General features: G+C 39.6%; 19 protein-coding genes. 8 read left to right on the top strand and 11 right to left on the bottom strand.

Annotated features, from left to right (window positions below):
* Position 1: 1 nt before the first annotated feature.
* The 3 genes from M9949_10495 to M9949_10485 all read right to left on the bottom strand — a co-directional run bounded on the left by M9949_10495 (position 2) and on the right by M9949_10485 (position 4,815).
* The gene (locus tag M9949_10495) at positions 2–451 is read right to left on the bottom strand and encodes a CoA-binding protein (protein ID MCO5251834.1); all 450 of its coding nucleotides are present in this window, start codon (positions 449–451) and stop codon (positions 2–4) included.
* 70 nt (positions 452–521) lie between these two features.
* On the bottom strand, positions 522–1,340 hold the full coding sequence (locus M9949_10490; protein ID MCO5251833.1) for a haloacid dehalogenase-like hydrolase: 819 nt from the start codon (positions 1,338–1,340) through the stop codon (positions 522–524).
* A gap of 151 nt (positions 1,341–1,491) precedes the next feature.
* Positions 1,492–4,815 (bottom strand): S8 family peptidase, encoded by a 3,324-nt coding sequence (locus M9949_10485; GenBank protein ID MCO5251832.1) that lies wholly within the window; start codon positions 4,813–4,815, stop codon positions 1,492–1,494.
* A 290-nt stretch (positions 4,816–5,105) separates the two neighbouring features.
* On the opposite strand from M9949_10485, the gene M9949_10480 reads away from it, so the two are divergent.
* Positions 5,106–6,113, top strand: a complete 1,008-nt coding sequence (locus M9949_10480; GenBank protein MCO5251831.1) for a hypothetical protein — start codon at positions 5,106–5,108, stop codon at positions 6,111–6,113.
* A 78-nt stretch (positions 6,114–6,191) separates the two neighbouring features.
* On the opposite strand, the gene M9949_10475 is transcribed toward M9949_10480, so the two are convergent.
* The gene (locus M9949_10475) at positions 6,192–6,533 is read right to left on the bottom strand and encodes an STAS domain-containing protein (GenBank protein MCO5251830.1); all 342 of its coding nucleotides are present in this window, start codon (positions 6,531–6,533) and stop codon (positions 6,192–6,194) included.
* Positions 6,534–6,586: 53 nt separating this feature from the next.
* Here M9949_10475 and M9949_10470 point away from each other — a divergent pair, with 53 nt between their 5' ends.
* Together M9949_10470 and M9949_10465 are read left to right on the top strand one after the other, a co-directional pair.
* Positions 6,587–7,633: a glycosyltransferase family 9 protein gene (locus tag M9949_10470; protein MCO5251829.1), complete on the top strand. Its 1,047-nt coding sequence runs from the start codon at positions 6,587–6,589 to the stop codon at positions 7,631–7,633.
* Between the two features lie 110 nt (positions 7,634–7,743).
* On the top strand, positions 7,744–8,745 hold the full coding sequence (locus M9949_10465) for a Gfo/Idh/MocA family oxidoreductase (protein MCO5251828.1): 1,002 nt from the start codon (positions 7,744–7,746) through the stop codon (positions 8,743–8,745).
* Here M9949_10465 and M9949_10460 read toward each other — a convergent pair whose 3' ends face one another.
* The 6 genes from M9949_10460 to M9949_10435 form a co-directional block, all read right to left on the bottom strand.
* Positions 8,746–12,957, bottom strand: a complete 4,212-nt coding sequence (locus tag M9949_10460; GenBank protein ID MCO5251827.1) for a choice-of-anchor D domain-containing protein — start codon at positions 12,955–12,957, stop codon at positions 8,746–8,748.
* Positions 12,958–13,065: 108 nt separating this feature from the next.
* Complete coding sequence (lgt, locus tag M9949_10455; protein MCO5251826.1) at positions 13,066–13,854, bottom strand: prolipoprotein diacylglyceryl transferase; 789 nt, start codon at positions 13,852–13,854, stop codon at positions 13,066–13,068.
* A 4-nt stretch (positions 13,855–13,858) separates the two neighbouring features.
* Positions 13,859–14,737 (bottom strand): NAD(+)/NADH kinase, encoded by an 879-nt coding sequence (locus tag M9949_10450; GenBank protein ID MCO5251825.1) that lies wholly within the window; start codon positions 14,735–14,737, stop codon positions 13,859–13,861.
* A 21-nt stretch (positions 14,738–14,758) separates the two neighbouring features.
* Positions 14,759–15,718: a 6-phosphofructokinase gene (gene pfkA, locus M9949_10445; protein ID MCO5251824.1), complete on the bottom strand. Its 960-nt coding sequence runs from the start codon at positions 15,716–15,718 to the stop codon at positions 14,759–14,761.
* A 78-nt stretch (positions 15,719–15,796) separates the two neighbouring features.
* Entirely contained in the window at positions 15,797–16,684 is an 888-nt protein-coding gene (era, locus tag M9949_10440) for a GTPase Era (GenBank protein ID MCO5251823.1), read from the bottom strand.
* Positions 16,685–16,691: 7 nt separating this feature from the next.
* The gene (locus M9949_10435) at positions 16,692–16,970 is read right to left on the bottom strand and encodes a DUF3098 domain-containing protein (GenBank protein MCO5251822.1); all 279 of its coding nucleotides are present in this window, start codon (positions 16,968–16,970) and stop codon (positions 16,692–16,694) included.
* A gap of 153 nt (positions 16,971–17,123) precedes the next feature.
* Here M9949_10435 and rsmI point away from each other — a divergent pair, with 153 nt between their 5' ends.
* The 5 genes from rsmI (at position 17,124) to fmt (ending at position 22,403) form a co-directional block, all read left to right on the top strand.
* Positions 17,124–18,539: a 16S rRNA (cytidine(1402)-2'-O)-methyltransferase gene (rsmI, locus tag M9949_10430; GenBank protein ID MCO5251821.1), complete on the top strand. Its 1,416-nt coding sequence runs from the start codon at positions 17,124–17,126 to the stop codon at positions 18,537–18,539.
* A 93-nt stretch (positions 18,540–18,632) separates the two neighbouring features.
* The gene (gene ade, locus M9949_10425) at positions 18,633–20,270 is read left to right on the top strand and encodes an adenine deaminase (GenBank protein ID MCO5251820.1); all 1,638 of its coding nucleotides are present in this window, start codon (positions 18,633–18,635) and stop codon (positions 20,268–20,270) included.
* Positions 20,267–20,719: a dUTP diphosphatase gene (gene dut, locus M9949_10420; GenBank protein ID MCO5251819.1), complete on the top strand. Its 453-nt coding sequence runs from the start codon at positions 20,267–20,269 to the stop codon at positions 20,717–20,719. The genes ade and dut overlap by 4 nt, the downstream gene beginning before the upstream one ends.
* On the top strand, positions 20,716–21,489 hold the full coding sequence (locus tag M9949_10415; GenBank protein MCO5251818.1) for a sulfite exporter TauE/SafE family protein: 774 nt from the start codon (positions 20,716–20,718) through the stop codon (positions 21,487–21,489). The genes dut and M9949_10415 overlap by 4 nt, the downstream gene beginning before the upstream one ends.
* The gene (gene fmt / locus M9949_10410) at positions 21,480–22,403 is read left to right on the top strand and encodes a methionyl-tRNA formyltransferase (GenBank protein MCO5251817.1); all 924 of its coding nucleotides are present in this window, start codon (positions 21,480–21,482) and stop codon (positions 22,401–22,403) included. The genes M9949_10415 and fmt overlap by 10 nt, the downstream gene beginning before the upstream one ends.
* Here fmt and M9949_10405 read toward each other — a convergent pair.
* Positions 22,400–23,698 carry a bifunctional folylpolyglutamate synthase/dihydrofolate synthase gene (locus tag M9949_10405; GenBank protein MCO5251816.1) on the bottom strand — a complete coding sequence of 433 codons (1,299 nt, stop codon included), beginning with the start codon at positions 23,696–23,698 and terminating at the stop codon, positions 22,400–22,402. The genes fmt and M9949_10405 overlap by 4 nt on opposite strands.
* Between the last annotated feature and the right edge of the window lies 1 nt (position 23,699).

Genomic DNA, 23,699 nt, shown 5'->3' with positions numbered 1-23,699 from the left:
CTTATGCCTTATTCTTATCAATTCTTAAAATATTATGGATAACGGAGTGGAATTTGTGAATTCCACTGACTGATGGTAGATACATTAATACACACCTTCCACTGATGAAATTTTTATTCCTGCTTTTGAGCAAATTCAAGACTTCGGGAGTGTCAGAACCTTGATATATCCAAAAGTTCTCTAAATTCTTGTCAAGTGCATCTTGTACTGCTTGCATAGTTTGTTCTTTCGGGGTCATGATAACTACTGATTTTACTTGCGGAGGCAAATCTGCTACACTCGGGAAATAGTTGTCATCTTTGGTAAATTTAGGATTGACACCGTAAACACGGTGCTCAAGTGCGAGAAGTTCTTTCTCGATTTCACGGCTGAAAGCTTTCTTATCGGTGGACAAACCGACTATTGCCAATTCCTTTTCATTCAGAAAATAATTAATCCTATCAGTTAACATAATTTACTCCCATAAAATTGAATCATTTTTAAGTGATTTACAATTGCTAAAATACGAAAGAACTCGCAAACTAAACCACAATTTTACGTATAGAATCGGTCAATTCGTCGTGAATCATTTGCCAATTTGATTCGGGACCTTTTTTGATTATTACCAAGCCCAAAGAGTCTGTCATTTTCATCATCGGTATATCGCCGAAAGAATCACCGCAAGTAAGCACAATTTTTGAATTCGGATACATCGCTTTTAATAATTCTACTTTGCCATGATTCCAAGTAATCGGTGGTATTAGCTGCGAGTCGAGATACTCGATATAATTATCGTCCACAATCAAATGGCTCTTTATTCCGAAAGCGTTGTCGGGATTGATTCCCAGATAATTATTCGCTATGTACCGAACCGAATAATGTGCTGATGCCGACACGACTGCTACCTTGAATCCTGCTAATTTGAGTACGGTCGCCAATGCATACATATTTTGATTGACTTTGGGAGCCTTGAATTTGAATGTTTCGCCTTCGATATTATATTCAATATCATAGTCAGGATGATTGAGCAGATAATCGCAAGTACTATAAATGCTGTCAAGTGTTATACCTGCCATCGCTATGATGATTTCCGAATAAGCGTTCAGATGGTCGCCTGCTCGCAGCATCTCATTATATTTTTTCCAAGATAAAGGCAAATCCTTTCCTTGGCTTAAAAAATGCAGATAAAGCGATTCGCAAATATCGCCATCGAGCAATGTCCAATCCATATCAAATACTGCAAGTGGCGGATTTGCTTCATCAAATGTGGTGTCCTTGATTAAGGAAACAATTGTTGATGCAATTTCATAAGGCAATTTTTCAAGAATTTTATCTATATAAAGTTGTTTTGATTCAATCATTTTATTTTATTTCGAAATTATTCAATTTGTGTTGCTAACGAAGTAAGCGTTTTTAGCTTGTAATTTTACCAAAAATTAATTCTAAATATGCCATAAATACAAAAGCTCCCGGAAAATCGCCGAGAGCCTTTGTGAAAAAATCTAATTATATTTATTTCTTTATAATTTTAGTCGTAGCTTTGTCCGAATCGCTTTCGACCACTATCAGATACGTACCTGAGGCTAAGTTGTTGAGCTTAAGCTGAGTATCTACGTTCCAAACCGAGTGGAACAATTCTTGGCTAAGAATATTGCCGCTAAGGTCAATAACCGAAACAGTAGCATTTGTTTCTTCAGCAAAATCTGCAACAACGTTCACAAAATCTGGTGCGGGATTTGGGAATGAAGCCATAACCATATAGCCATTGTCTCCGGCAATGAATTGTTCGTCAATAGCCTCTTTGCGAAGTGAAACGACTACCATCATTTGTTTTGTTTCACTCAAGCATCCGGTATCATCGGTACAATTTACATTAAATCTGTGGATACCGATTTTTGCTAACCAATTTTGAGATTCCGATTGACTTAATGCACCGCCTTTGTCTGTGGACCAAAAGTAAGTGTTATTCGGGTCGTAATCCAACACAAAATCATCTAAATTGATTATACTGTTGCGTTTTACAGTTCTCATGAATGGCACATAAACTAAAGGTGGCTGAGTAACTGTCAGTTGCAAAAACTCGCTATGCTGTAATCCGGACATATTATCTGTAACAGTCAGTTTATAGTATGTATTATATGATGGGCTTATTACAGTGGGCGTTAAAACATTCGGGTTGGATAGCCCGTATGCCGGATGCCAATTGTAAGTGTAATTGCCCGAGCCACCGGTAACGGTGAGATTGCCGTAAGTACCACTTTGGCAATCGCTTCCCCAATTATTACCTAATTCTACAGGAATAGTTTTACAAGTGGTCAAATCAATCAAATCAATTTTCAATGGTTTAACTAAACCGAAAAAGTCGAGAATTTTAGCCATCGCAACGTCTCGAGTGGATGGACATGATGCATCAACTAAGTGCCCTATTGAATATGTAGATGTAACTGTTCGGTGTCCTGCCGGACTATTACATGCTACCATAGTATTTCCCCACCCGACATTTTCGAATAAGGAAAAACCACCCGCCGAAGTGTTAGGGAATAATTTATCTGTCATTGTGGTAAGCGGTTGCGTTGTATTGAAATAGGTCAAACCGTCTGCAAAAGTGCCCGCAATGCCTTTAAACTGATTGATGGGGTTCGCTCCGGCTGAATATGACGCTGACTGTAGTCCGAACATATAGCCCATGTATGAGCCTAAACCCATTGAGCCGAAGAACTTTTGTGAAAAGTGTGATGATGCTTCTACGTAAAGACGTCCGCCTGAGGCAATAAAATAATAAATAGCATTAAAGTCGGCTGATGTCGGGGTATATACAGGCGATTCAGAATGGTGACCATAGCTTATGAAAGCAGCTTTAAACCCGCTTAAAGATGGAGGTAATATATTCGTGTAAACAGCATCGTAATTATTTGCTTCGAGATATTGTTTAATATAAGCTCCACTTTGGAAATTTGAAGCAGGGTTCGGTTCATAGACGAGCACTCCACCGGCGACAACAATATCGAAATATATCTTGTCGGGATTGAGCATTTCATCTTCAGTTTCAATTTCAATATAAACTTTGGCGATTTTGGGTTTTGCATTCGGTTTCGCTTGTGCATTCATTCTATTTTGCAAAATGATTAAATCATCTCCTACAAGTTTGTGTATTTCATAAGAATTATCAGGAATATGTATGTCAGGGTCATCGCTTTTCAATCTAAAAGTCACTTTTTCCGAACCATTGAATTCGTTGAAATTAACCATATAAACCTTGATTCTGAACATTTCGCCCGGCTCAATCATATTATTGGCGTTATCGTCAATAATTTGCGAACTAAGCGGATACAGTCGTAATGGCTTACGGAAATTCAAATCAGTATCAGTTAGAGCACGATAGGCATTGATTCTGCCTTCGCCTAATTTGTTTTCAAACTGAGGATTCAAATGGTCAATCGGGTCAGAAGTCCCTACAATCCTTCTTTTTATCTGATTAGGAGTCCATTTTGGATAATAAGACTTCAACAAGCCGGCAAGCCCTGCAACCATAGGCGATGCCATAGAAGTACCTTGAAATTTTGCATATGAATTAACAGGAACAGCCGCAAGAATTCCGCCATCAACCGTGACATCGCCACCCGGAGCTGAGACATCAACGGAATGACCGTAGGTCGAATAATATGTTTTCTTGTCCTGCGAAGTTATTGACGCTACTGAAAGCACATTCGGATATGAAGCAGGAAGAAAATGATTGTCATTGTTGCCATTTCCTGAAGCGGCTACGAGTGTTATACCTAAAGAGTTAAGATAACCGAACATATCAATCAAAGCAGGCGAAAATCCACCACCGCCCCAACTCATATTAATTACATCTACTCCGATTGCTCCCAAATAGAGCAAACCTTGGTCAACATTATAAAGTGAACGTCCCGAGCTGTTGTGGCTGTGTTTAGTACCTACAAACTTCACATTCCAACTGATTGATGCCACGCCGATGCCATTATTTGTGGCGCCTGCTGCAATACTTGCTACGTGAGTGCCGTGTCTGTTTTGAGCAGAACCGTTAGGGTCGTTGGGTGCAGTGCCGTCAGCAGTGTAGAAGTTGAATCCTAATACATCGTCTATATAGCCGTTACCGTCCGAATCTTTGCCATCAACCGCTGCAGGATTGATAATTAATCTTCCGCCTTGTTCGATTAGAATAGGCTCGTCTTTGTTAGTCCATTCGGCTTCGTTAATCTTAAGATTGGGCAATAAATCGGGGTGATACCATTGAAGGCCCGTATCGTGAATGCCAATCAATACTTCGCGAGTGCCATTTTCCCCTTTGTGAATTGCCCAGGCAGCTTCGGCTTGAACTTGTGCAAATTGGAACATTTGGCTATATGATTCGTCGTTAGGCATATCGAAAGCCTCATAAACCCAGATTGGTTCAGCAGATTCGATGTTTTCATCGCGAAGCAAAGCCGTAATTACACGATTGTGGTCAATAGCTTCATCAATATAAATCGTATAATACCGCTCCAATGCTTGGATGTATTCTTGCACCAATGGTACATCTGCATTCGGCAATCTGTAATTGGGTTTGATTTCGTCAAATGAGCGTTCCGTTTTATATGTCCCGAATGAACGTAGAGTATTGTCCAAATTTGCTACACCAAAGAATCCGTTCAACGAATTCGGAGCCGATTGCATCATCATTGCTCTGGCTGATGCATCGTCGGTCAGCTTTACTTTGATAATTCCGCGTACAAATTTGTTCCCGAATTGGTCATATCCGTAATTACCGTCAATTCCGTAAATGGAATTGACTGCGAAGAGCATAAGAAAAAGTAATAATAATGAAGTTTTCATGAGGGTTCCTCTAAATAATATTCTAAAAAAAGGGGGTAATATTCTATTTTGATTGTAATCATAATGTGGTTTTGGATGGTATTTTGACTCAACTAATATCTTTGAAGCAAAATGATGGAAATTTAATCATATTTCGTCAACTTATCTATTGTTTAACTTGAAATTTCTTATTAATCAAATTTACAAAAAAAATCTTATACCCAAAAATTAATTTAATTCGTCAAATATTTTGTGCTATTAACTGTTTTAGTCATTTTCTTGTTTTGTTTAAATTTGTATGGAGTTTTGATATGCTTACTTTTCGTACTTTAACTTTCATTGTGGTATTATTTGCTATGGAATATGCCGCATTTTCTCAAGCCCCTTTTTATCGAAGATTTGAAGGAAGATATGGAAAACAATCCATGGTTATCAACTTTTCATATCAAGCCGGTGGGCTAAGTGGTAATTTTTATGTTAAAGACAACCCTGTTGTTAAGGAGTTTGGAGGGAAGAGTACACTTGCCGGTACTTATGCATATTTTGAAATTTTGAGTGATTCAGCTCAGGTAGATACTGATGCTACCGAAACATTGAGCGGAGTCCTTGCAGGTCCTAAATTTGATGGGTCTCACCGAATTGTCGAAACGAATCAGTCAACTCAATTTTCGCTCAGAGAAGGCTATAAGGACGCTGCAGAAATTAAGCTCAATACGATTCGTGATGATGTCCGAAAGTCCGACTACGGGATGGTATTGTACATTACAATCAATTACCCCTTGATAGGCGAAAAAGTTTTCGATGACGCTGTCAAAGTTTTTACAGATTCTTTTATTGGCTCCGGCAAAAAACCCATGATGGATTACCTCGACGAGTCTATTGCAAAATATAAAAAAATCGTAGCAGATACCAATATCGCCGCGCCGGCACGCAAAAACTATCGTATAATGACCGATATTCAGATGAACGACCGCAATATTGTTTCGGTTCATTTGGCAGGAACTATCAAAGAAGATGAAAAACCGGAAATAAAAAGCGACTTCATCTTGAATTACAACATAGAGTCAAAATCCGTCATAACAACGGATAAAATTTTGAAGGGAGAATGGATTAAGTTAGTCAACGATAGATTTATAGAAACATTTAAAGATGATAAAATAAAATATCAAGCTTCTAATATAGTTGGCAAACAAAATTTCATAGTCCAACCCGATGGAATTAAATTTCTCATTACCGATGACAAACATGTTCCAATTCATCAAATTAAGTTGAATTACAACGAATTGAACGAGTTCTTGACAGGAAGTTTACCCTTATAATCTAAACAAAAAATAATAAACACTCCGAATCAGTTCATGGACGATTCGGAGTGTTTCGTTTAATACCGCACAACAATGCTATTGTTCGAGTGCTGCTAAAGCCTCGTCGATTGTCGGATAGAACTCAAAAACTTCATCTATCTTGGTCATTGACATCAAACTTTTTACAAATCCCTTCACCCCTACCAGAATAACAGGAATTGCATGCTCGCGAAGTTGTCTGTTAGCAAGTAACAAGGCGCCAAGCCCGGAACTGTCCACCGCATCTACGTTTGACATATTCACGATGAGAGCTTCGATGTCCGGTTGTGCCAATACAAGCAACTTTGCTTTGAGTTCGGCTGAAACATCAGATTCGACTGATTTGTTTTTCATGTCAAGAATGACAATGTTATCTTTATATTCAACTGTATAATGCATAAAAAATGCTTAAATTTGTTTTAGAAAATTAGGAAAAAATATATATACAATATATGAAATCATTGAGTAATCCAAAAATATTTCTTATAAGATTGAGTTCGATTGGCGATATTATTCTTACGACGGCTCTAATCCGAATGATTCGGAATTCGCTTCCCGAACACGAGCTATATTACATTACCGATGATAAATATAGCTCGATACTTAGATATAATCGCCATTTGAACGGAATAATCGTTTATAACAAGTCAATGAATGTCGCAGAGACTATCAATTTTGGAAGACAATTAAACCCCGAAATGACCGAAAATGATTTTGTGATAGATTTGCATAATAATTTGCGAACCTCGCTTATCAAATTTTTCCTGAAGGCAAAAAAAGTATCAGTCTCCAAAAATAGAATTTTCAAACTTGCACTGACCACATTTCAAAAGAATATTAGTGGAAATCATTTGAGTATTCCGCAGCTTTATTTTGATACAGCCTCAAAAGTGCTTAAACTTAATGATGATGGATTAGGATTGGAGTTTTGGCTCGAAAGCGACAAAGCCGCAGGGAAATACTTACCACATGAACGTCAGCAAGCAGTTTCGGATACGCCGAAAATTACGATTGCACCCGGAGCGACATACTTCACGAAACGCTGGCTACCGGAAAATTTTCTTATGGCAGCTCAAATGCTGAATAAAAAATTCAACGCCGAAATTTCATTGGTTGGTGGCGATTCCGACATCGAATTGTGCCAATATATCGAAGAAAATTTCAAGCAGGGCGCAATTTCCAATCATGCCGGAAAATTAGACCTTGTGCAAAGCGCCACAATCGTTCGCGAGAGTGATTTGCTTCTGACTAACGACACAGGAATGATGCACATTGCTGCAGCCATGCAAACGCCTGTTGTAGCGATATTCGGCTCTTCTGTAAAAGATTTGGGATTTGTTCCTTATCGAACTCCAAGTGTTGTGATTGAAAGCGAATTAGATTGCCGTCCATGTTCGCATATTGGCAGGAGTTCATGTCCAAAGGGTCATTTCAATTGTATGAAATCAATTTTACCCGCACACGTTGTCACAAATATCGCTCAATTACTCCGAATATGATAGTAAAAGTGGCTTTTTTGAAAAATATTTTTAACTAAACATAAATTCGTATTGCTTATCATGCGGAATTTCACGATATTTGTAAATAATTTGATTATTCGGAAAAGAAGATGACAGAAGTTAAAATTGGATTAATTGGTTCAGGGGAAATCGCACAAAATTTCCACTTGCCGATACTGCACCGCTTGCCAAATGTAAAAGTTATTGCCATTCACGACAAAAATATCACAAAGGCTAAACTAATTGCTGAAAAATATGAAATACCTTATGTATGCGAAACTTTGGGAGAAATTCTCGCAATAGATGAATTAGATGCCGTTGATATTTGCACATCTACTGATGCTCACTGCGATATTGCATTAGCTGCGATTGCAGCCAAAAAAAATGCTCTAATCGAAAAGCCGATTGCCCGCAATTACGAAGAAGCCAAAATGATTGAAGAGGCTCTCGTGGGCTCGAAATGCAAAGTTATGATTGGTACAAATCAACGATTCCGTTATGATGCTAAAATGCTCAAAAACTATGTCCAAATGGGCGAAATTGGCGAAGTATTCTATGTACAAGGTAGTTGGTTGCAACAAAAACGAGGCTCGGAATGGAGACATCAAATCGAAAAATCCGGAGGTGGAGTTTTGGTTGATTTGGGTATATCGTTGATTGATTCCTTGCTTTGGATTACGGGATTTCCTGAAGTCGAGGCTGTTAATGCTTCGATGTTCAAACACAAAACAAAAACAGTCGAGGACGTTTGCATTGCTAATGTCAGATTTAAAAATCAGAGCATCGCAACGTTGGAAATCAGTTGGTCACTCTTTAGTAGTCGAAGCAATTTCGCATTTAACGTTTACGGGAGTCAAGGTGCCGCAAAAATTAATCCTTTGAGATTGTTCAAGAGCAATGGCGATGTTTTCGAGCCGATTGGCAATGCCGAGACACTCTCAAATATCACTATTCATAGAAAATCATTTGAAAGCGAAATCAAACATTTTGTAAATTCGATTTTGGGATTTGGACCAATAATTTCAACTGTCTCCGAAGCTGTTCAAACTATGAGAATTATTGATGCAATGTATTTGTCGGCACAAACGAACCAAGAAGTTAAACTAAGCTAATTACTTCGCAATCATAATTTGTTGCGTTTCCGAGTATGGTCCTGATTGAATTTCGATAAAGTAAACACCCGAACTGATGTCATTTAGATTGATATTCAGTTCGTAATCACCTTTCGATAAATGGCTGTCAAGTGTCGTTTCAATTACTTTGCCCAATGAATTTGTCAGTTTAATTGTTGTATGGGCATCAATTGCCAAGGTAAAATTCAAAACCATAGTACTGTTTGTAACGGGATTTGGACTGACGCTTGAGAATTTATATCTCAGGTCGGACATTTCAAATTGTCTCAAATCATCGGCACAAACCGGTTTGATATTGATTTTGGCAGGAGTTGGTGCCAATTCTGCACAATAATTATTTACAGGTGTCGCTTCGATTTCGATTAGTGAATATTTCATTAAACTATTTGGATAATAGGCATCAAAGGACATTTCGAATAATTCACCAGCACCTGTCAATGAATATGCACCCAAAGAACGCACTTTAAATTGGTATAGTCCCGGGCTTGAAGCACCCGGGACCGCTTGAATTTCAAATCTCCCCTTCAATAAATCCGAAGGAACGATGAAATTTTCAGTCGGTTTCAGAATTTGAGCGTCATATTTGATACTGACAATGAATTCGTTCAAATCTGCTTTTTCAAAATCAATGTTTGAATTGAAATTAGCTTTTACTGTAAATTCTGAACCGATATCCACAGATTGCTCAATCGGTGAAATTTTTATATTGGCGGTATAAAGTATCACTTCGCCAAATAATTTGGCAGATTTCGCATTTGTCAAATCATTCAAATCAGCATAAATAATTTCAGCAACTGAATTGGAATTCGTGGTTGGAGTATATAAAACTTCTACAGAACGCATTTGACCGGGCGACAAATTGAACCCTTCGACATCTGTTGCATTCGCAAAAGTAAATTCCGGAACGGCTTCTTTGAAGCGGAGTGGAGCAATTTGAACGTCTTGGGTGCCATTATTGCGTACAGTACTGATAATTACATCTGACGAATTTGAACATGCCTTGCCCGAGCCGCCCTGCACGCTAATTTCTTTACTTAATCCATATCCCAAAAGAGTGATTTTGCCTTGCTCTAAGGCATCGCCCACCACTATAATTTCAGAGCTGTACGAGCCTTCGTTTTCGGGTACGAAATAAACATCAATCAATATAAATTCACCCGGAGCTAACTTTGTCGGAATTGGAACTATATCCATATCAATATTGAAACCTTGCGAACCGTATTCATTTTTAATCGTTGAAATTTCATCGCTGTCGAATTGAAAATCGTAAATCATCAAAGTATCTGCAAATTCCCATTCGGAATAGCCCAAATTTTCAACTTTCAATTTGATTTTCTTAGGTGTAGAATAGCTTCTGACCGGAACAGTGTCAAAATCCAAAATCGTATTGCGAATTTTGGGAGCTACACCGAATCCCGCTAATTCTGACTTAGTTTGATTGCCAAAAGAGTCGGTAAAAATTAATGTCAGCTTATGATTGCCTAATGTTTCGGGGCGGAATCTGACATCAAATACATGTTCGGAGCCTGCATTAATTGTCAAATTGTTGAATTGCAGGCGGTTAAACTCAAATGATTCACCATTTAGTTCATCAATTTGCTCAACTTGGCGAATTGTAATCGGAGCGTCGCCGGTATTACGGATACTTAAACCACCTGATTCATTATCGACTGCGTAAGGACCTGCCGGGAAATCGAATCTGTGTATGCGACGTTTGTTCCAATCGAAAGATTCGGCTACCAAACCGGGCTTCACGCCTCTTGAGTTGATTATCCTGCAAACACTATCTTTAGTTGTGGCATCACTCGAGAAAATTATTTCATCACTGTAAGTAGCTTCAGCAATTGGAGTAAAATGAATCTTGAAGGAATAATGCTGATTTGGAGCAATAATTAGCGGAGATTTCGAGAAATCATGTTCGATTTCCACTTCAAAAACATCGTTGACGGGTTCAGTAAAACCAAAAACTTGCAAATCCGAAACACCTGTATTATTGATTACCGCCGTAATTGTCTTGCTTTTACCCATAGTTACATCGCCAAAAGAAACATCCGGCACTTCGATAACGGGATTACCCACGACTGCTTCGATATGAGCCAAATATACAGCACCGCAATCGCCAACATATCCGACTGAATCTATAAAAACACCATTCCCTGATGCTGTAAATAAGACTTCTACTTCAAGCTCTTGCTTTGATTGAATATCTGTGGGCATATCGGGTTTATTCGTGATTTCAAATCCCATTGTACCGGATTTAAGTCTAATGTCTTTGAGCGCGAAAGCAGAATCAGAATTATTTTTTATACTAATTGTTCTGCGGCTTGTTTCATATTGCTTCATCGAGCCAAAAAATTCATGAGCCGGTTTGGCTGCAATTTTTGGAGCAGTATATCTGATGACAACATCGCGAGTATTCAGAGATTGGTCCCAGAAACTAAGTACTGCGATAGCATCATCATTAATATCTTGCACTCTCAATTTCCAATTCATTTCCGATGTTTTGCCGGGAATAATTTTGTCAAATTCATCTTTAATAATATTTTCAGACTTATTGGAATAATATATTACACCTGCAAGATTAGACCTCACTGAGGCATCTTTTGGCAAATCTGTAGTCTTGCCGCTAATGATACCCATGCAATCTATGCTCCACGTAACCTCGGGTGCAAGAGTGTCTTCGGGGTGCAATCCTGACGCAAGTTTGAGCCCTGCGGGATAGCCGTATGATTCTTTTTCGTTATTGCCAATCAAATAAGCCATAAATTTATGTTCATCGGAACTGACATCAAAAGTGCCATAATCAGGCAACTTCACCGTAATTTGCATCTTGTCTTTTTCGCCATCGGAATAGAAATCGCCCGTAATAAGGGGATTCATATCCTTGATTTTCGATTTTTGGAATTGGGTTCCGTCGTAATGCCCTACGTAAATATCGTCCGGAATTTCAGACTCAACATTGGTTTCGGTAACTAAGGTCAAATAATTGGAATTGAATTTTGAATCGTTTGGCAATCCGGGCAAAATGAAACGCACATTGCTTTGAGAATGAACATCAGCACCCAATATTGACATAAATGGAGCACCCGAAGGCAATGGCAAACCGTCCTCGACGACACCGGTATTGTACATGATGACCATAGTTGGTTTGTCGGATTTAAGGTTATCGCCTTTTCCGGTTTTGAAATCGCTATCGGGGCGAATCTCGATAAATCCTTCGCCCAAAATACCACCTGCTGTATTAATCGTTGCCGCAGGAATTCCGTTTATGTTGATATTTGTGTTGTTTTGCGATGCAAACACCCGCAGCAAAGGACTATACTTTCGCCCCGGGAATTTTGAAATCATGTAATTGGTTGACCAAAATTTTGTAGGCAGCATTTGTTCCAAAATGTAACCACATTGCTTATTTTCCATCGGTACATTTGAGCATTGGTTTGCTGTAAGGACTGAAACAGGCAAATTGGACGAGACTTTGCTACCGCTCAGGTCACTATTGCGACCCATAGATGAAAATAGCCATACGTCGCCGCTGTTTAATGTTTTCGTGACTTTTTCGCCTGGTGTAAGCCCATCAGATGTTGATGAAGATGCCGTTCCACCCATTTCAAATGTAACTTCCGTTCCGTCGAAAGGTGCTACGATACCGGCGAGAGATGGGAAAGAATTATATGTCGGATAATATTGCGAAGCATCACCGTATGATGCTATTTGGTATTCTGTGCCTAAAGCTGAGACGGGCAATGCCAAACAACCTTCTGAAGATTGCTTATATCGTACCACAACAAAAAGTGTAATCGGATTATCAGAAACCACTTTGATTGCACTATTTCGGAAAATATTGCTTTCGACTACAGGGTCAAATGCAGTTTTTAAATAAGCTTGGGCAATTTCGGGTAAAATGGAAATGACATCGGGAGTGTTAGCTGCTAAGTTGATATTGCGAGTAAAGCCTTTGCCGGCGACAGTTACAGTAATTTTGCTGTCCCAAGGCGATGCAACGAATAATTTGACAAAATCGCCCGTAGTTGAATTATCTGTCAAACCCGGAGGAATTGTCAGCCAAAACTCAGTACCATAGTTACTGCCTTTGACAAATTCGGGCAATGACTGCAAAAGTTCATCATCAGTCTGTGAAAAGACTGAGTTGAAAGTGCAGAAAATAATCAAAAGTGTAAATAATCGCTTCATAATTCTTTCCAAAATCGTCATTTAGCTCACAATTAATTAAAAATACGAAAAAATATCGTATTCCTATATATAATGACACATGAAAAGGCAAAATGTTCCAGAAATATTTTATTTTTTTTGCGATCTGATAATAAAATACAATCCAATCAATACTAAAGGTATGCTCAAAAGCTGTCCCATCTTGAATGAATCATCTGTTTCGAAGGCTGCTTGAGCAGTTTTGAAATATTCTAAAAAGAAGCGTGAGCCGAAAATCGTAGTCAAAAATACACCAAATAATAAACCTTTGGGAGTATTTTGTTTGTACTTGTTGTACAGAGCATATAAGAAAACAAAAATTGCGAGATACGAAAATGCTTCATAAAGTTGGACGGGATGTCGCGGGATGTTATCAATATTGCTGAAAATTATAGCCCAAGGCACATCAGCGGGCAAACCGAGTATTTCGGAATTGAAAAAGTTGCCCATTCGAATAAAAAACCCTGCCAAAGCGATGACGATTACGATTCTATCTAAAATCCACATCGTATCTATGTCCACTCGTTTTCGAGCATATAGCCACAGAGCAAACACTATACCCACAGCCGCACCATGGCTTGCCAATCCGCCCTGCCAAATATATAAAATTTTAATGGGGTCGGCGAGGTAAATTTCAGGCTCGTAGAACAAGCAATGCCCCAACCGAGCACCAATGACAGTTGATAAAATCATCGTTATAGACAAGGCATCGAGGTCTTTTTGAGTTTTGTGTTCGATTTTGAAAATTCTTGCCATTATGAAATAGCCAACGACAAATCCCATTGCAAATAAGAAACCGTACCATCTGGGTGCAATCGGACCTAAGGAAAAAATCTCGGGAGATATACTCCAGTCAATATACGCTAAAACATTCATCATTAATTTACGTAATTTTTGTTGTATTTAAAGTATTAGCTGCCCAAAGCATCTTAGTGCGTAAGACATCATAATATGAGCTGTCGTGTGGTTTGATTAATTTCACGCGTGATTCGGATAAAGAAATTTTGACATTGTCATTGACATCAAGCGTCGTAACTGTTTCGCCATCCGCCACAAGGATTGCTCCACCACCGGCTTCGGTAATATTGCAGGTAATACAGTTATTATCGGGAATTACCAATGGGCGTAATGTCAAAGTATGCGGTGAAATCGGTGTAACGCAAATCACTTTTGCCGATGGTGCGATAATTGGTCCTGAACAAGACAATGAATAAGCGGTCGAACCGGTTGGCGTAGTGATGATAATGCCATCAGCACGATAGTCGCCGACATAGTGTTCGTCGGAAAAGACTCTTGCAGTAATCATTTTTGATGTGTCTTTCTTTTCAATCACAAAATCATTGATAGCGTAAAAAATCTTTCCACCAATTGAAGTTTCGAGCACAGAGCGGTCAACTACTCTATAGTTGCCGTCTAACAAATCCTTTATTGACTTTTCTAAATCTTCGACTGAATATTCGGCTAAGAAGCCCAATTTACCAACATTGAAACCCATGATGGGGATATTTGCATTCAACAGTAATCTGGCAATCGTTAGTAACGTACCATCGCCGCCGAAAGAAATTATCATGTCAGCGTGTTTTTCATATTCGCTGATGTCATGCAACTTTACTTTGGACTTGACATCGGGGTCAAGCGTTGTATAAAGTTCATTTCTGACGATACAATCAGCACCACTATTGATGATTAAATCAACAGCCTTACGAGCAAAAAATTTTGCCTCGGGCTTGTCTTTATTTGCATAAATGGCGATTCTTTTCATTTGCTCGACTTCATATAATTTTTATGCCAAAATATCGGCTAATTCGTGGAAATATGACTTCAAAGGTTTAACTTTAGTCCATGTTTCTAAGAGTGGAGTATAAGTAATTTCGTTATGAATTCTACCTATCATAATGTCTGTTTTGCCATCAAGAATTGCATCAACAGCAGCTACTCCAAGGTGACTTGCGAGTACTCTATCGCGAACGCCCGGGCTGCCACCACGTTGAATATGCCCTAAGATTGTGACCTTGGTATCAACATCGTATAAATCATGCAATTTCTTGGCAATTTCTGTTGCACCGCCTTCTTCATCTCCTTCTCCAACGAGAATGATAGTGCGTCTTTTTTTGCCTTGCTTCAAAATTCTCTGATAAAGCATATCCATGTTTGTTACAGTTTCCGGTACTGCGATATATTCTGCACCGCATGCAATACCTACGTCCATAGCGATGAAACCCGCATGTCGTCCCATAACTTCAATCAAAAACACTCTGCCGTGCGAATCTGCTGTATCACGAATCCTGTCAATAGCTTCTGTAGCAGTATTGACGGCAGTATCGTAGCCGATTGTATAGAATGTGCCGTACAAGTCATTGTCAATGGTGCCCGGAGTGCCTATCACTTGGATTTTATGTTCTTCCCATAAAGCGTGCAAGCCTCTGAAAGTGCCATCACCGCCGCAACCGATTAATCCTTCTATGCCATTTTCTTTCATTCGTGCAGCCGCAGCAGCTCTGCCACCGGGGTTCATGAACTCTTTACAACGAGCTGTCCGAAGGATTGTCCCGCCGCGTGAGATAATGTTTGCTGTGGCTTTTCTGTCCATCTTAATAAAATCGCCGTCAATTAGCCCCGTAAAGCCATTCTCAACGCCGTAAATTTCAAGTCCGTGATGAAGTGCCGCTCTGACTACTGCTCTGATATGAGCATTCATTCCGGGCGCATCTCCACCACTTGTCATTAATGCAATTCTTTTCATTTTTATTTCTTATCCGGTTTTAATTTATTTTTAAAACTAATAATAATTTTATTTTTATAAAAATCCAATTTGTGTTAATTAGTAACCGAAGTTCTTCAATTTCGACTTATCATTGCGCCAATTTTGCCTGACTTTAACGAAAAGTTCAAGATAAATATTGGTTCTCAAATGGTCTTCTATCATACGACGAGAAGTTTCGCCAATTTGTTTGATTTTGTTTCCATCAGTACCCACAACGATTTTCTTTTGCGATTCGCGTTCTACCACAATATCGGCGGAAATGTACCATTTGCCGCTTTCTCGCTCTTTGAATTCATTGATTTGAACTTCGGTAGAGTAGGGTATTTCGTCTGCAAAAATATTGAAAACGTTTTCGCGAATCAGCTCGGAAACAAAAAATCTTTCGGGCAAGGTGCTCAAAAGGTCGGAATCGAAATAGAAGGGGCTTTCGGGCAATAATTCCTTGATTACCTGAACTAATTTCTTAATGTTATCCTTGTACAAAGCGGACATCGGGACAATTTCGTTGAAAATGCCCATTTTGTGATACTTTGCTATCATTGGCAAAGCCGCTTTTTTGTTACTCAAGGAATCAATTTTATTGAGCACAAGAATCGTTTGCCCTTTGAAATTTTTGACAATTTCGAGCAATTTTTCATCAATTTCTTCAGCTTCTTGTTTTTCCAAATCAGATACAAGTACCAAAACATCGCTTTCGGCGACAGATTCGGCAACGTAATCCATCATGAATTCTTGCATCATGTAGCGTGGCTTAAGCAATCCCGGAGTATCTGCAAAGACTATTTGGTAATCATCTTCGGTCAAAATGCCCAAGATTTTCCGTCTTGTAGTCTGAGGCTTGGGATTGGTAATAGAGAGTTTAGTACCCAGCAATGCATTCAACAGGGTGGATTTCCCTGTGTTTGGTTTGCCGATAATCGAAACAAATCCGGCACGTGTTTGCATGGTGGTACTAATTTTCTGTCTGCTTTTTACCGAATTGCTTCAGCAACGCAAATGGTATCAACACAAAATAACCGATTACCAAAAGCATCGGTGCTACTTTCACAGCCCATATATTATTCCATTTGCCGTCAACCGTTGCCGGGTCTTCAGTTATACCCGTTGCCATCAACAGATAGCCTAATAAAATCACGCCTAATGCAATCGCAAAAAGCTTGAAGTTTCCTGCTTTAAGCGGGAATTCCCAAATTACTTTTTTGGCTGTAGTTTTAATTACCTTTTTTGCCATAGCTCAATCCGTATTTTTCCAAAGTTCAAAGATAATAATATTTTATCAAATGCAAGTATATTTTCACATTTACAAATATAAATGGACTGAATCAAATTATTTTTTCGTTTATTTGCTGTTTGGGACTTTTACGTTATTATAAAACAATAGGTTATGGAAAGTAAAGAAAAACGGGGCAAATTGATTTTAGTTTCAACCCCAATCGGCAATAAGGACGATTTCACTATCAGAGCAATTGAAGCTCTCAAAATGAGCGATTTCGTTATTTGCGAAGAATTGAAAATGGGCGCCAATATATTACGGCAAATCAATCTTTCGAAGGAATTTTACACTTTGAATGAGCATAATGAACAAGAAAATGCAGCTGAACTGATTGAAATTATCAAAACCGGCAAAACTGCCGCACTGATTTCTGATGCCGGTACACCACTTTTTGCCGACCCGGGAAGGATTTTGCTCAAGTTGGCACTCAAATCGGATATCGAGATTGAGGTTGTTCCCGGTGCATCGAGTATAATGACAGCGATTGTAAGATGCGGATTTGATTTGCACGAATTTGTCTATGCGGGCTTTTTGAGCCGAAATTCTGATGATAGAGTCAAAAAAATCAAAGAATTATCCTACGAACGCCGTACCATAATTTTGATGGATACACCGTACAGACTACTAAGTCTGCTCGAAGATTTGAACAAAGTGATGCCCGAAAGAAGTGCCTATTTGGGCATGAATTTGACGATGCACTACGAAACGCATCATTACGGCACATTTTCCGAGCTATACAACAAATTGAAAGATGAGAAAATCAAATCTGAATTTGTGATTTGTTTTGAAGGTAATTTCAACACTTCTTATAAAAAGCAAAGCTCCGAAAGAGGCGAATACTCTTCCGATAACCGTGATAGTCGCACAGAAAGTGGTGGCGACCGTCCACCACGCAGAGATTACGATGACCGTCCACCACGCCAAGAATATGGCGACAGACCTCCACGTAAAGAATATGGCGACAGACCTCCACGTAAAGAATACGGCGACAGACCTCCACGTAAAGAATATGGCGACAGACCTCCACGTAAAGAATACGGCGACAGACCTCCACGTAAAGAATATGGAGATAGACCTCCACGTAAAGAATATGGCGACAGACCTCCACGTAAAGAATATGGAGATAGACCTCCACGTAAAGAATGGAGCGACAAACCACCACGTAAAGAATGGAGCGACAAACCACCACGCAAAGAATGGAGCGACAAACCTCCACGTAAAGAATGGAGCGACAAACCACCACGCAAGGAATGGGGCGACAAACCACCACGCAGAGAATGGAGCGACAAACCACCACGCAAGGAATTTGGCGACAGACCTCCTCGCAAAGAATACGATGACAAACCAAAAAGAGATGATGGTGATTTCTCAAGAAGTAGAAGTTCGTGGTCTAACGACAGCGAAAGACCTCCACGTAAGGAATTTGGTGGCAAACCAAAAGCTTTTGGCTCTGGTGTTAAACCATTCAGACCAAAAAAAGCCGGTGGTGATTTCCCCAAGAAAAACCGTTTCACCAAAAGGAAATAGTTTGATTGTGAATTATAATTTTTAAAAAAAATTATAAACCATATCTTACACTTTTTCGTTTTGAAGTTTTTAGAATTTTTGGAGTCGTCTTTGATGAAATCTTTCGAACTCGAAGGGAAAATCGTTGACATTCACAATGAAAGGATTTTCCCGGGCAAAATAACTGTAAAGAACGGCATTATTGAAAATATTGAAGAAATCGAAGATTCAATCAATTTGTATTATATAATGCCGGGATTTGTAGATGCTCACGTTCATGTAGAAAGTTCTATGATAGTGCCTTCCGAATTTGCACGGCTGGCAGTTGTGCATGGCACTGTAGCAACAGTATCCGACCCGCATGAAATTGCAAATGTGCTCGGTATCGAGGGCATTCGCTTCATGATTGACAATGGCAGCAAAGTGCCCTTCAAATTTAATTTCGGAGCATCTTCGTGCGTTCCTGCAACTACTTTTGAGACCGCAGGAGCCACGATTAGTGCAGATGAAATCGCACAACTTTTAGCAGACGACCGCATTAAGTATATGTCCGAGATGATGAATTTCCCGGGTGTGGTTTATGATTTCCCCGATGTTATGGAGAAAATCAACATTGCACATGCGAGCGGAAAACCAATTGATGGTCATGCTCCGGGCTTGCGAGGTGACGGACTCCAAAAGTACGCTTCAGCAGGTATTACGACTGACCACGAAAGTTTCACCTATGATGAAGCAAAAGAAAAAATTGGATTTGGGATGAAAACCTTAATTCGCGAAGGAACTGCTGCTAAAAATTTCGAGGCGCTGCACGCCCTAATTTCCGAGCATAATGATATGGTGATGTTTTGTAGTGATGACAAGCACCCCGACGATTTGGTTCTCAATCATATAAATCAAATTGCATCTCGTGCGATTGCCAAAGGGCATGATTTATACGATGTTTTGAGGGCGGCTTGTGTCAATCCTGTCACTCACTACAATTTGGATGTCGGATTATTGCGAGAAGGCGACCCCGCAGATTTGATTTTAGTCAATAATTTGACCGATTTCGATGTTTTCCGAACTTATGTTGACGGCGTTTTAACATCGGAAAATGGGAAATCACTGATTGAGCGAGTCGAATTTGCAAATTTGAATCAGTTCAACTGCTCGCCAAAATCACCGACTGATTTTGAAATTAAATCGAATGGCAATGGCAATCTCAATGTTATCGAAGCGTTGGATGGTGAATTGATTACCAAAAGAATTGTTTTACCTGCAAAAATTGAAAATAATTTGCTTGTAAGCGATATCGAAAATGATGTACTCAAACTTACTGTTGTCAATCGTTACCAAGATGTCAAACCTGCTGTGGCATTTATCCGAAATTTCGGGTTGAAACGCGGTGCAATTGCTTCGAGTGTCGGACATGATTCGCATAATATAACAGCTGTCGGCGTTGACGACGAATCCCTTGCGATTGCCGTAAACGCTGTAATCAAGCTCAAAGGCGGCATGGTGCTTTACGATGGAAACGAAACTTACGAAATTCCCTTGCCTGTTGCCGGCTTGATGAGTGATGGCGATGGTTATCTTGTCGCCGAGCAATACGCTACAATCTCTCGCAAGGCGCGTGAATTAGGTTCGCCGCTTCATTCGCCATTTATGACGCTATCTTTTATGGCTTTGCTCGTCATTCCTTATATCAAGTTGAGTGATAAGGGTTTATTCGACGGTGAAAAATTTGAATTTATGGATTTACAGGTATTATGAAAATAAAAATAACAAGAATCAACGAAAAAAACGATTTACCTTTACCAAGCTATGCAACCGGTGGCTCTGCCGGAATGGACGTTTATGCTGATATTTATGAGCCAATTACAATTGCATCGCAGCAAACTGTGATGATTCCAACAGGATTGGCAATCGAATTGCCCGAAGGCTATGAATGCCAAGTAAGGTCGCGGAGTGGTCTTGCAGCAAAATCCGGCGTTTTTGCCTTAAATGCACCCGGCACAATTGACCCCGATTATCGTGGTGAAATAAAAGTAATCTTGTCGAATTTCAGCAACAAGGATTTTGAGGTTAAACGTGGCGATAGAATAGCACAATTGGTGATAGCACAATTTGTACGTGCAGAATGGAATTTGGTTGACGATTTGAACAATACAGAACGCGGAAGCGGAGGCTTCGGGAGTACGGGGATTGAGGGTAGGAAGTGATTGAAATCATCAAAATTGGAGTCATTGCATTAATTTCGGGTTTTGCTTCAAGTATGTTTGGTATTGGTGGTTCGGTAGTGTCATCGCCGATGTTAGCGGAATTTACAAAATTGACTGCTATTCAAGCTTTTGCTACGCCACTTTCGACGGCATTTTTCTCATCTGTTGCGGGCAGTTATGTCTTCTTTCGCAAAAAAATGATTCACTTCAAAATTGCTTCTCTTACGCTCATTACAGCAATTCCGGTTAGTTTGATTATCACAAATTTGACTCAATACATGAATGCAGATTGGCTTCTGACAGGAAAGACATTTTTGTTGCTCTTTATCGGTTTGCAGGTGCTATTTGCTCGATTTTTGCCGCAAAGAGATTTTGGTGGCAAAGTCAAAGATGGCACTTTGTTATGCCTTAGCACAGGAGTTTCTGCGGGAATTATCAGCGGATTATTTGCTATCGGCGGTGGAATCGTCTTTGTGCCCTTATTTGGGATGATTCATGGGTTGAAATTCAAAAATGCAGTCGCAACATCACTTTTCGGTGTAATTTTCATTTCTCTTTTCAACTCTATTTATCATTACTTTTTGGGAAATATTCACTTGCCGACAGCAATTCTACTCGCATTATTCGTACTTCCGGGTTCATTAATTGGAGCGAGAATTTCATCCGAAATGAAAGCCGGATTTTTGAGTAAGTTATTTGGCGTCTCAGTGATTATATTTGCAATGTATTTTATTAGCAACCAATTTTTCATGAATTTATTATGGACTTAAAAATTGTATTCATGGGCACTCCGGAGTTTTCAGTTCCGGCGATGGAAGCCGTTTACGAAAAATACGGCTTGAGTGCTGTGGTTACTGTACCTGATAAACCGAGCGGACGTGGACTGAAACTTGGCGAATCTCCCGTCAAACGAACTGCACTCAAATACGGGATACCTATCTTGCAACCCGAAAGCCTGAAAGATGCCGCATTTATTGATAATCTTGCCTCTTTCGAACCGGATATAATATGCGTTATCGCATTTAGGATTTTGCCCAAAGCAGTTTACGAACTCGCTCGAATCGCTTCATTCAATGTTCATGCTTCACTTTTGCCAAAATATCGCGGCGCCGCACCGATTAATCATGCGATAATGAAAGGCGAGACCGAATCAGGGCTATCGACATTTATCTTGCAAGAAAAAGTTGATACGGGGAACATTTTGCTCCAACATTCTGCCAAATTCCCATTTGGGACAAGTGCGGGCGATTTGCACGATTTATTGATGAATATGTCGCCCAAAATTACGCTCGAAACTATTGATTTGCTAAAGTCAGGCGACTTCACTCCGCTCAAGCAAAACGACACGGAAGCAACTCCTGCACCGAAGATTTTCCCGCAAGATTGTTTCATAGATTGGAATAAGCCGACAATTGAAGTTTTGAACCAAATTTATGGATTATCTCCATATCCCGGAGCGAGAACAAATTTCAACGGACAATTGCTCAAAATCATCTATGCAACTGCTTCAGGCAATACAAAACTTCAGCCCATGCATTATACCATCGAAGGTAATAGATTTCTTATAGCTTGCTCGGATGGTGCGATTGCGCTGGATAGAATCATTCCCGAAGGAAAGCGGGAAATGAAAGCAGAAGATTTCTTGAAAGGCTACCGTGGCGATAAAACGGGAATTTTGTCTTAGAGCATTAATTCTGACATCTCCCCTGCTAAGTAAAATGAGCCGGTGATTATTGTATCTTCATCTGAGATTGATTCGTAAGCCGATTTCACATCTTCAAATTGTTTAATTTCCGCAAATTGCATTTCGTTAGCCATTTTTGCAATGTTTTCGGGTAATTCGGCTCTGTCAATTTTCAGCTTCGGCAAAAATAATCGCTGTGTAATTGGCTTCAAAATTTCCAACATTGCCCTGATGTCTTTGTCTGACATGACCCCAAAAATAATTGTGAATTTTTGCTTATCGGCTGAATATAAATTTATCGTTTTTAATAATTCGCTGATTGCTTCAGGATTGTGCGATACATCGAGCAGAAGAAGCGGCTTTTCGCGAATTGTCTGTATTCTGCCTGTTAGCCCCGTGTTTTTATAAACATTTTCAATTCCCTTTCTAACAGTCATTTCATCAATCATATAGCCCAAATCCATGAGCAAATCTATTGCAGTAAGTGAGCTTTTCAGGTTGCTTAATTGATGATTGCCCGGCAAAACGCTCACAATGTCGAAACTTCTCTTCGCCGAAACAGCTCTCGCAGATGTTTTGAAATTTGAATTGTATGAAATATTCTCAAAATTGTATATATCTCCGGCAAAAATCAATTCAGTATTTGCTTTTTTAGCTGCATTTTGAAAAACGTGAGCAAGTTCCACAGCGGATTCTCCGATTATACAAGGCGTCTTAGCCTTAATAATTCCGGCTTTTTCAAATGCAATGAGCTCTTTCGTATCGCCCAAAAATTCCGTGTGGTCAATTCCAATGCTTGTGATGATGGATAGCAGCGGCTCGAGAATATTGGTCGAATCGAATCTCCCGCCCATTCCGGTTTCGATTACGCAAATGTCTGTCTGATTATCCGCAAAATATTTGAATGCCATTACTGTTGTTATTTCGAAAAACGTGCAATCAATTGATTCTGCAAAATCGAGCAATTCTTCAGTATAATTTACGATTTCTTCGTCGCTAATTATTTTCCCGTTTATTCGGATTCGTTCGTTAAAATCCACAAGATGTGGCGAAGTATATAGCCCCGTTTTCAAGCCGGATTCCGTCAAAACCGATGCAATTACGGATGCAACGGAGCCTTTGCCATTGGTTCCTGCGATATGTACTGACTTGATTTTCTTATGCGGCGAACCCACAAATTCCGAAAGCTGTAATGTCCGCTCCAATCCCGGTTTGATGCCAAGTCTCAGCTTGGCAAACAGTCGCTCTAATAAAATCCGCTTTTTCGATACAATATCCTTGCTTTCGGTTGTCATT

Source organism: Candidatus Kapaibacterium sp., from assembly GCA_023957315.1.
In the GTDB taxonomy this organism is placed as follows: domain Bacteria; phylum Bacteroidota; class Ignavibacteria; order Kapaibacteriales; family UBA2268; genus PGYU01.
Note: the sequence above shows the minus strand (reverse complement) of the source record. Positions and strands in the feature narration are given on the sequence as shown.

What these genes read in the sequence shown, in the direction of transcription:
- M9949_10495 (MCO5251834.1), bottom strand. Translation starts at nt 451, where the DNA reads ATGTTAACTGATAGGATTAATTATTTTCTGAATGAAAAGGAATTGGCA.
- M9949_10490 (MCO5251833.1), bottom strand. Translation starts at nt 1,340, where the DNA reads ATGATTGAATCAAAACAACTTTATATAGATAAAATTCTTGAAAAATTG.
- M9949_10485 (MCO5251832.1), bottom strand. Translation starts at nt 4,815, where the DNA reads ATGAAAACTTCATTATTATTACTTTTTCTTATGCTCTTCGCAGTCAAT.
- M9949_10480 (MCO5251831.1), top strand. Translation starts at nt 5,106, where the DNA reads ATGCTTACTTTTCGTACTTTAACTTTCATTGTGGTATTATTTGCTATG.
- M9949_10475 (MCO5251830.1), bottom strand. Translation starts at nt 6,533, where the DNA reads ATGCATTATACAGTTGAATATAAAGATAACATTGTCATTCTTGACATG.
- M9949_10470 (MCO5251829.1), top strand. Translation starts at nt 6,587, where the DNA reads ATGAAATCATTGAGTAATCCAAAAATATTTCTTATAAGATTGAGTTCG.
- M9949_10465 (MCO5251828.1), top strand. Translation starts at nt 7,744, where the DNA reads ATGACAGAAGTTAAAATTGGATTAATTGGTTCAGGGGAAATCGCACAA.
- M9949_10460 (MCO5251827.1), bottom strand. Translation starts at nt 12,957, where the DNA reads ATGAAGCGATTATTTACACTTTTGATTATTTTCTGCACTTTCAACTCA.
- lgt (MCO5251826.1), bottom strand. Translation starts at nt 13,854, where the DNA reads ATGATGAATGTTTTAGCGTATATTGACTGGAGTATATCTCCCGAGATT.
- M9949_10450 (MCO5251825.1), bottom strand. Translation starts at nt 14,737, where the DNA reads ATGAAAAGAATCGCCATTTATGCAAATAAAGACAAGCCCGAGGCAAAA.
- pfkA (MCO5251824.1), bottom strand. Translation starts at nt 15,718, where the DNA reads ATGAAAAGAATTGCATTAATGACAAGTGGTGGAGATGCGCCCGGAATG.
- era (MCO5251823.1), bottom strand. Translation starts at nt 16,684, where the DNA reads ATGCAAACACGTGCCGGATTTGTTTCGATTATCGGCAAACCAAACACA.
- M9949_10435 (MCO5251822.1), bottom strand. Translation starts at nt 16,970, where the DNA reads ATGGCAAAAAAGGTAATTAAAACTACAGCCAAAAAAGTAATTTGGGAA.
- rsmI (MCO5251821.1), top strand. Translation starts at nt 17,124, where the DNA reads ATGGAAAGTAAAGAAAAACGGGGCAAATTGATTTTAGTTTCAACCCCA.
- ade (MCO5251820.1), top strand. Translation starts at nt 18,633, where the DNA reads ATGAAATCTTTCGAACTCGAAGGGAAAATCGTTGACATTCACAATGAA.
- dut (MCO5251819.1), top strand. Translation starts at nt 20,267, where the DNA reads ATGAAAATAAAAATAACAAGAATCAACGAAAAAAACGATTTACCTTTA.
- fmt (MCO5251817.1), top strand. Translation starts at nt 21,480, where the DNA reads ATGGACTTAAAAATTGTATTCATGGGCACTCCGGAGTTTTCAGTTCCG.
- M9949_10405 (MCO5251816.1), bottom strand. Translation starts at nt 23,698, where the DNA reads ATGACAACCGAAAGCAAGGATATTGTATCGAAAAAGCGGATTTTATTA.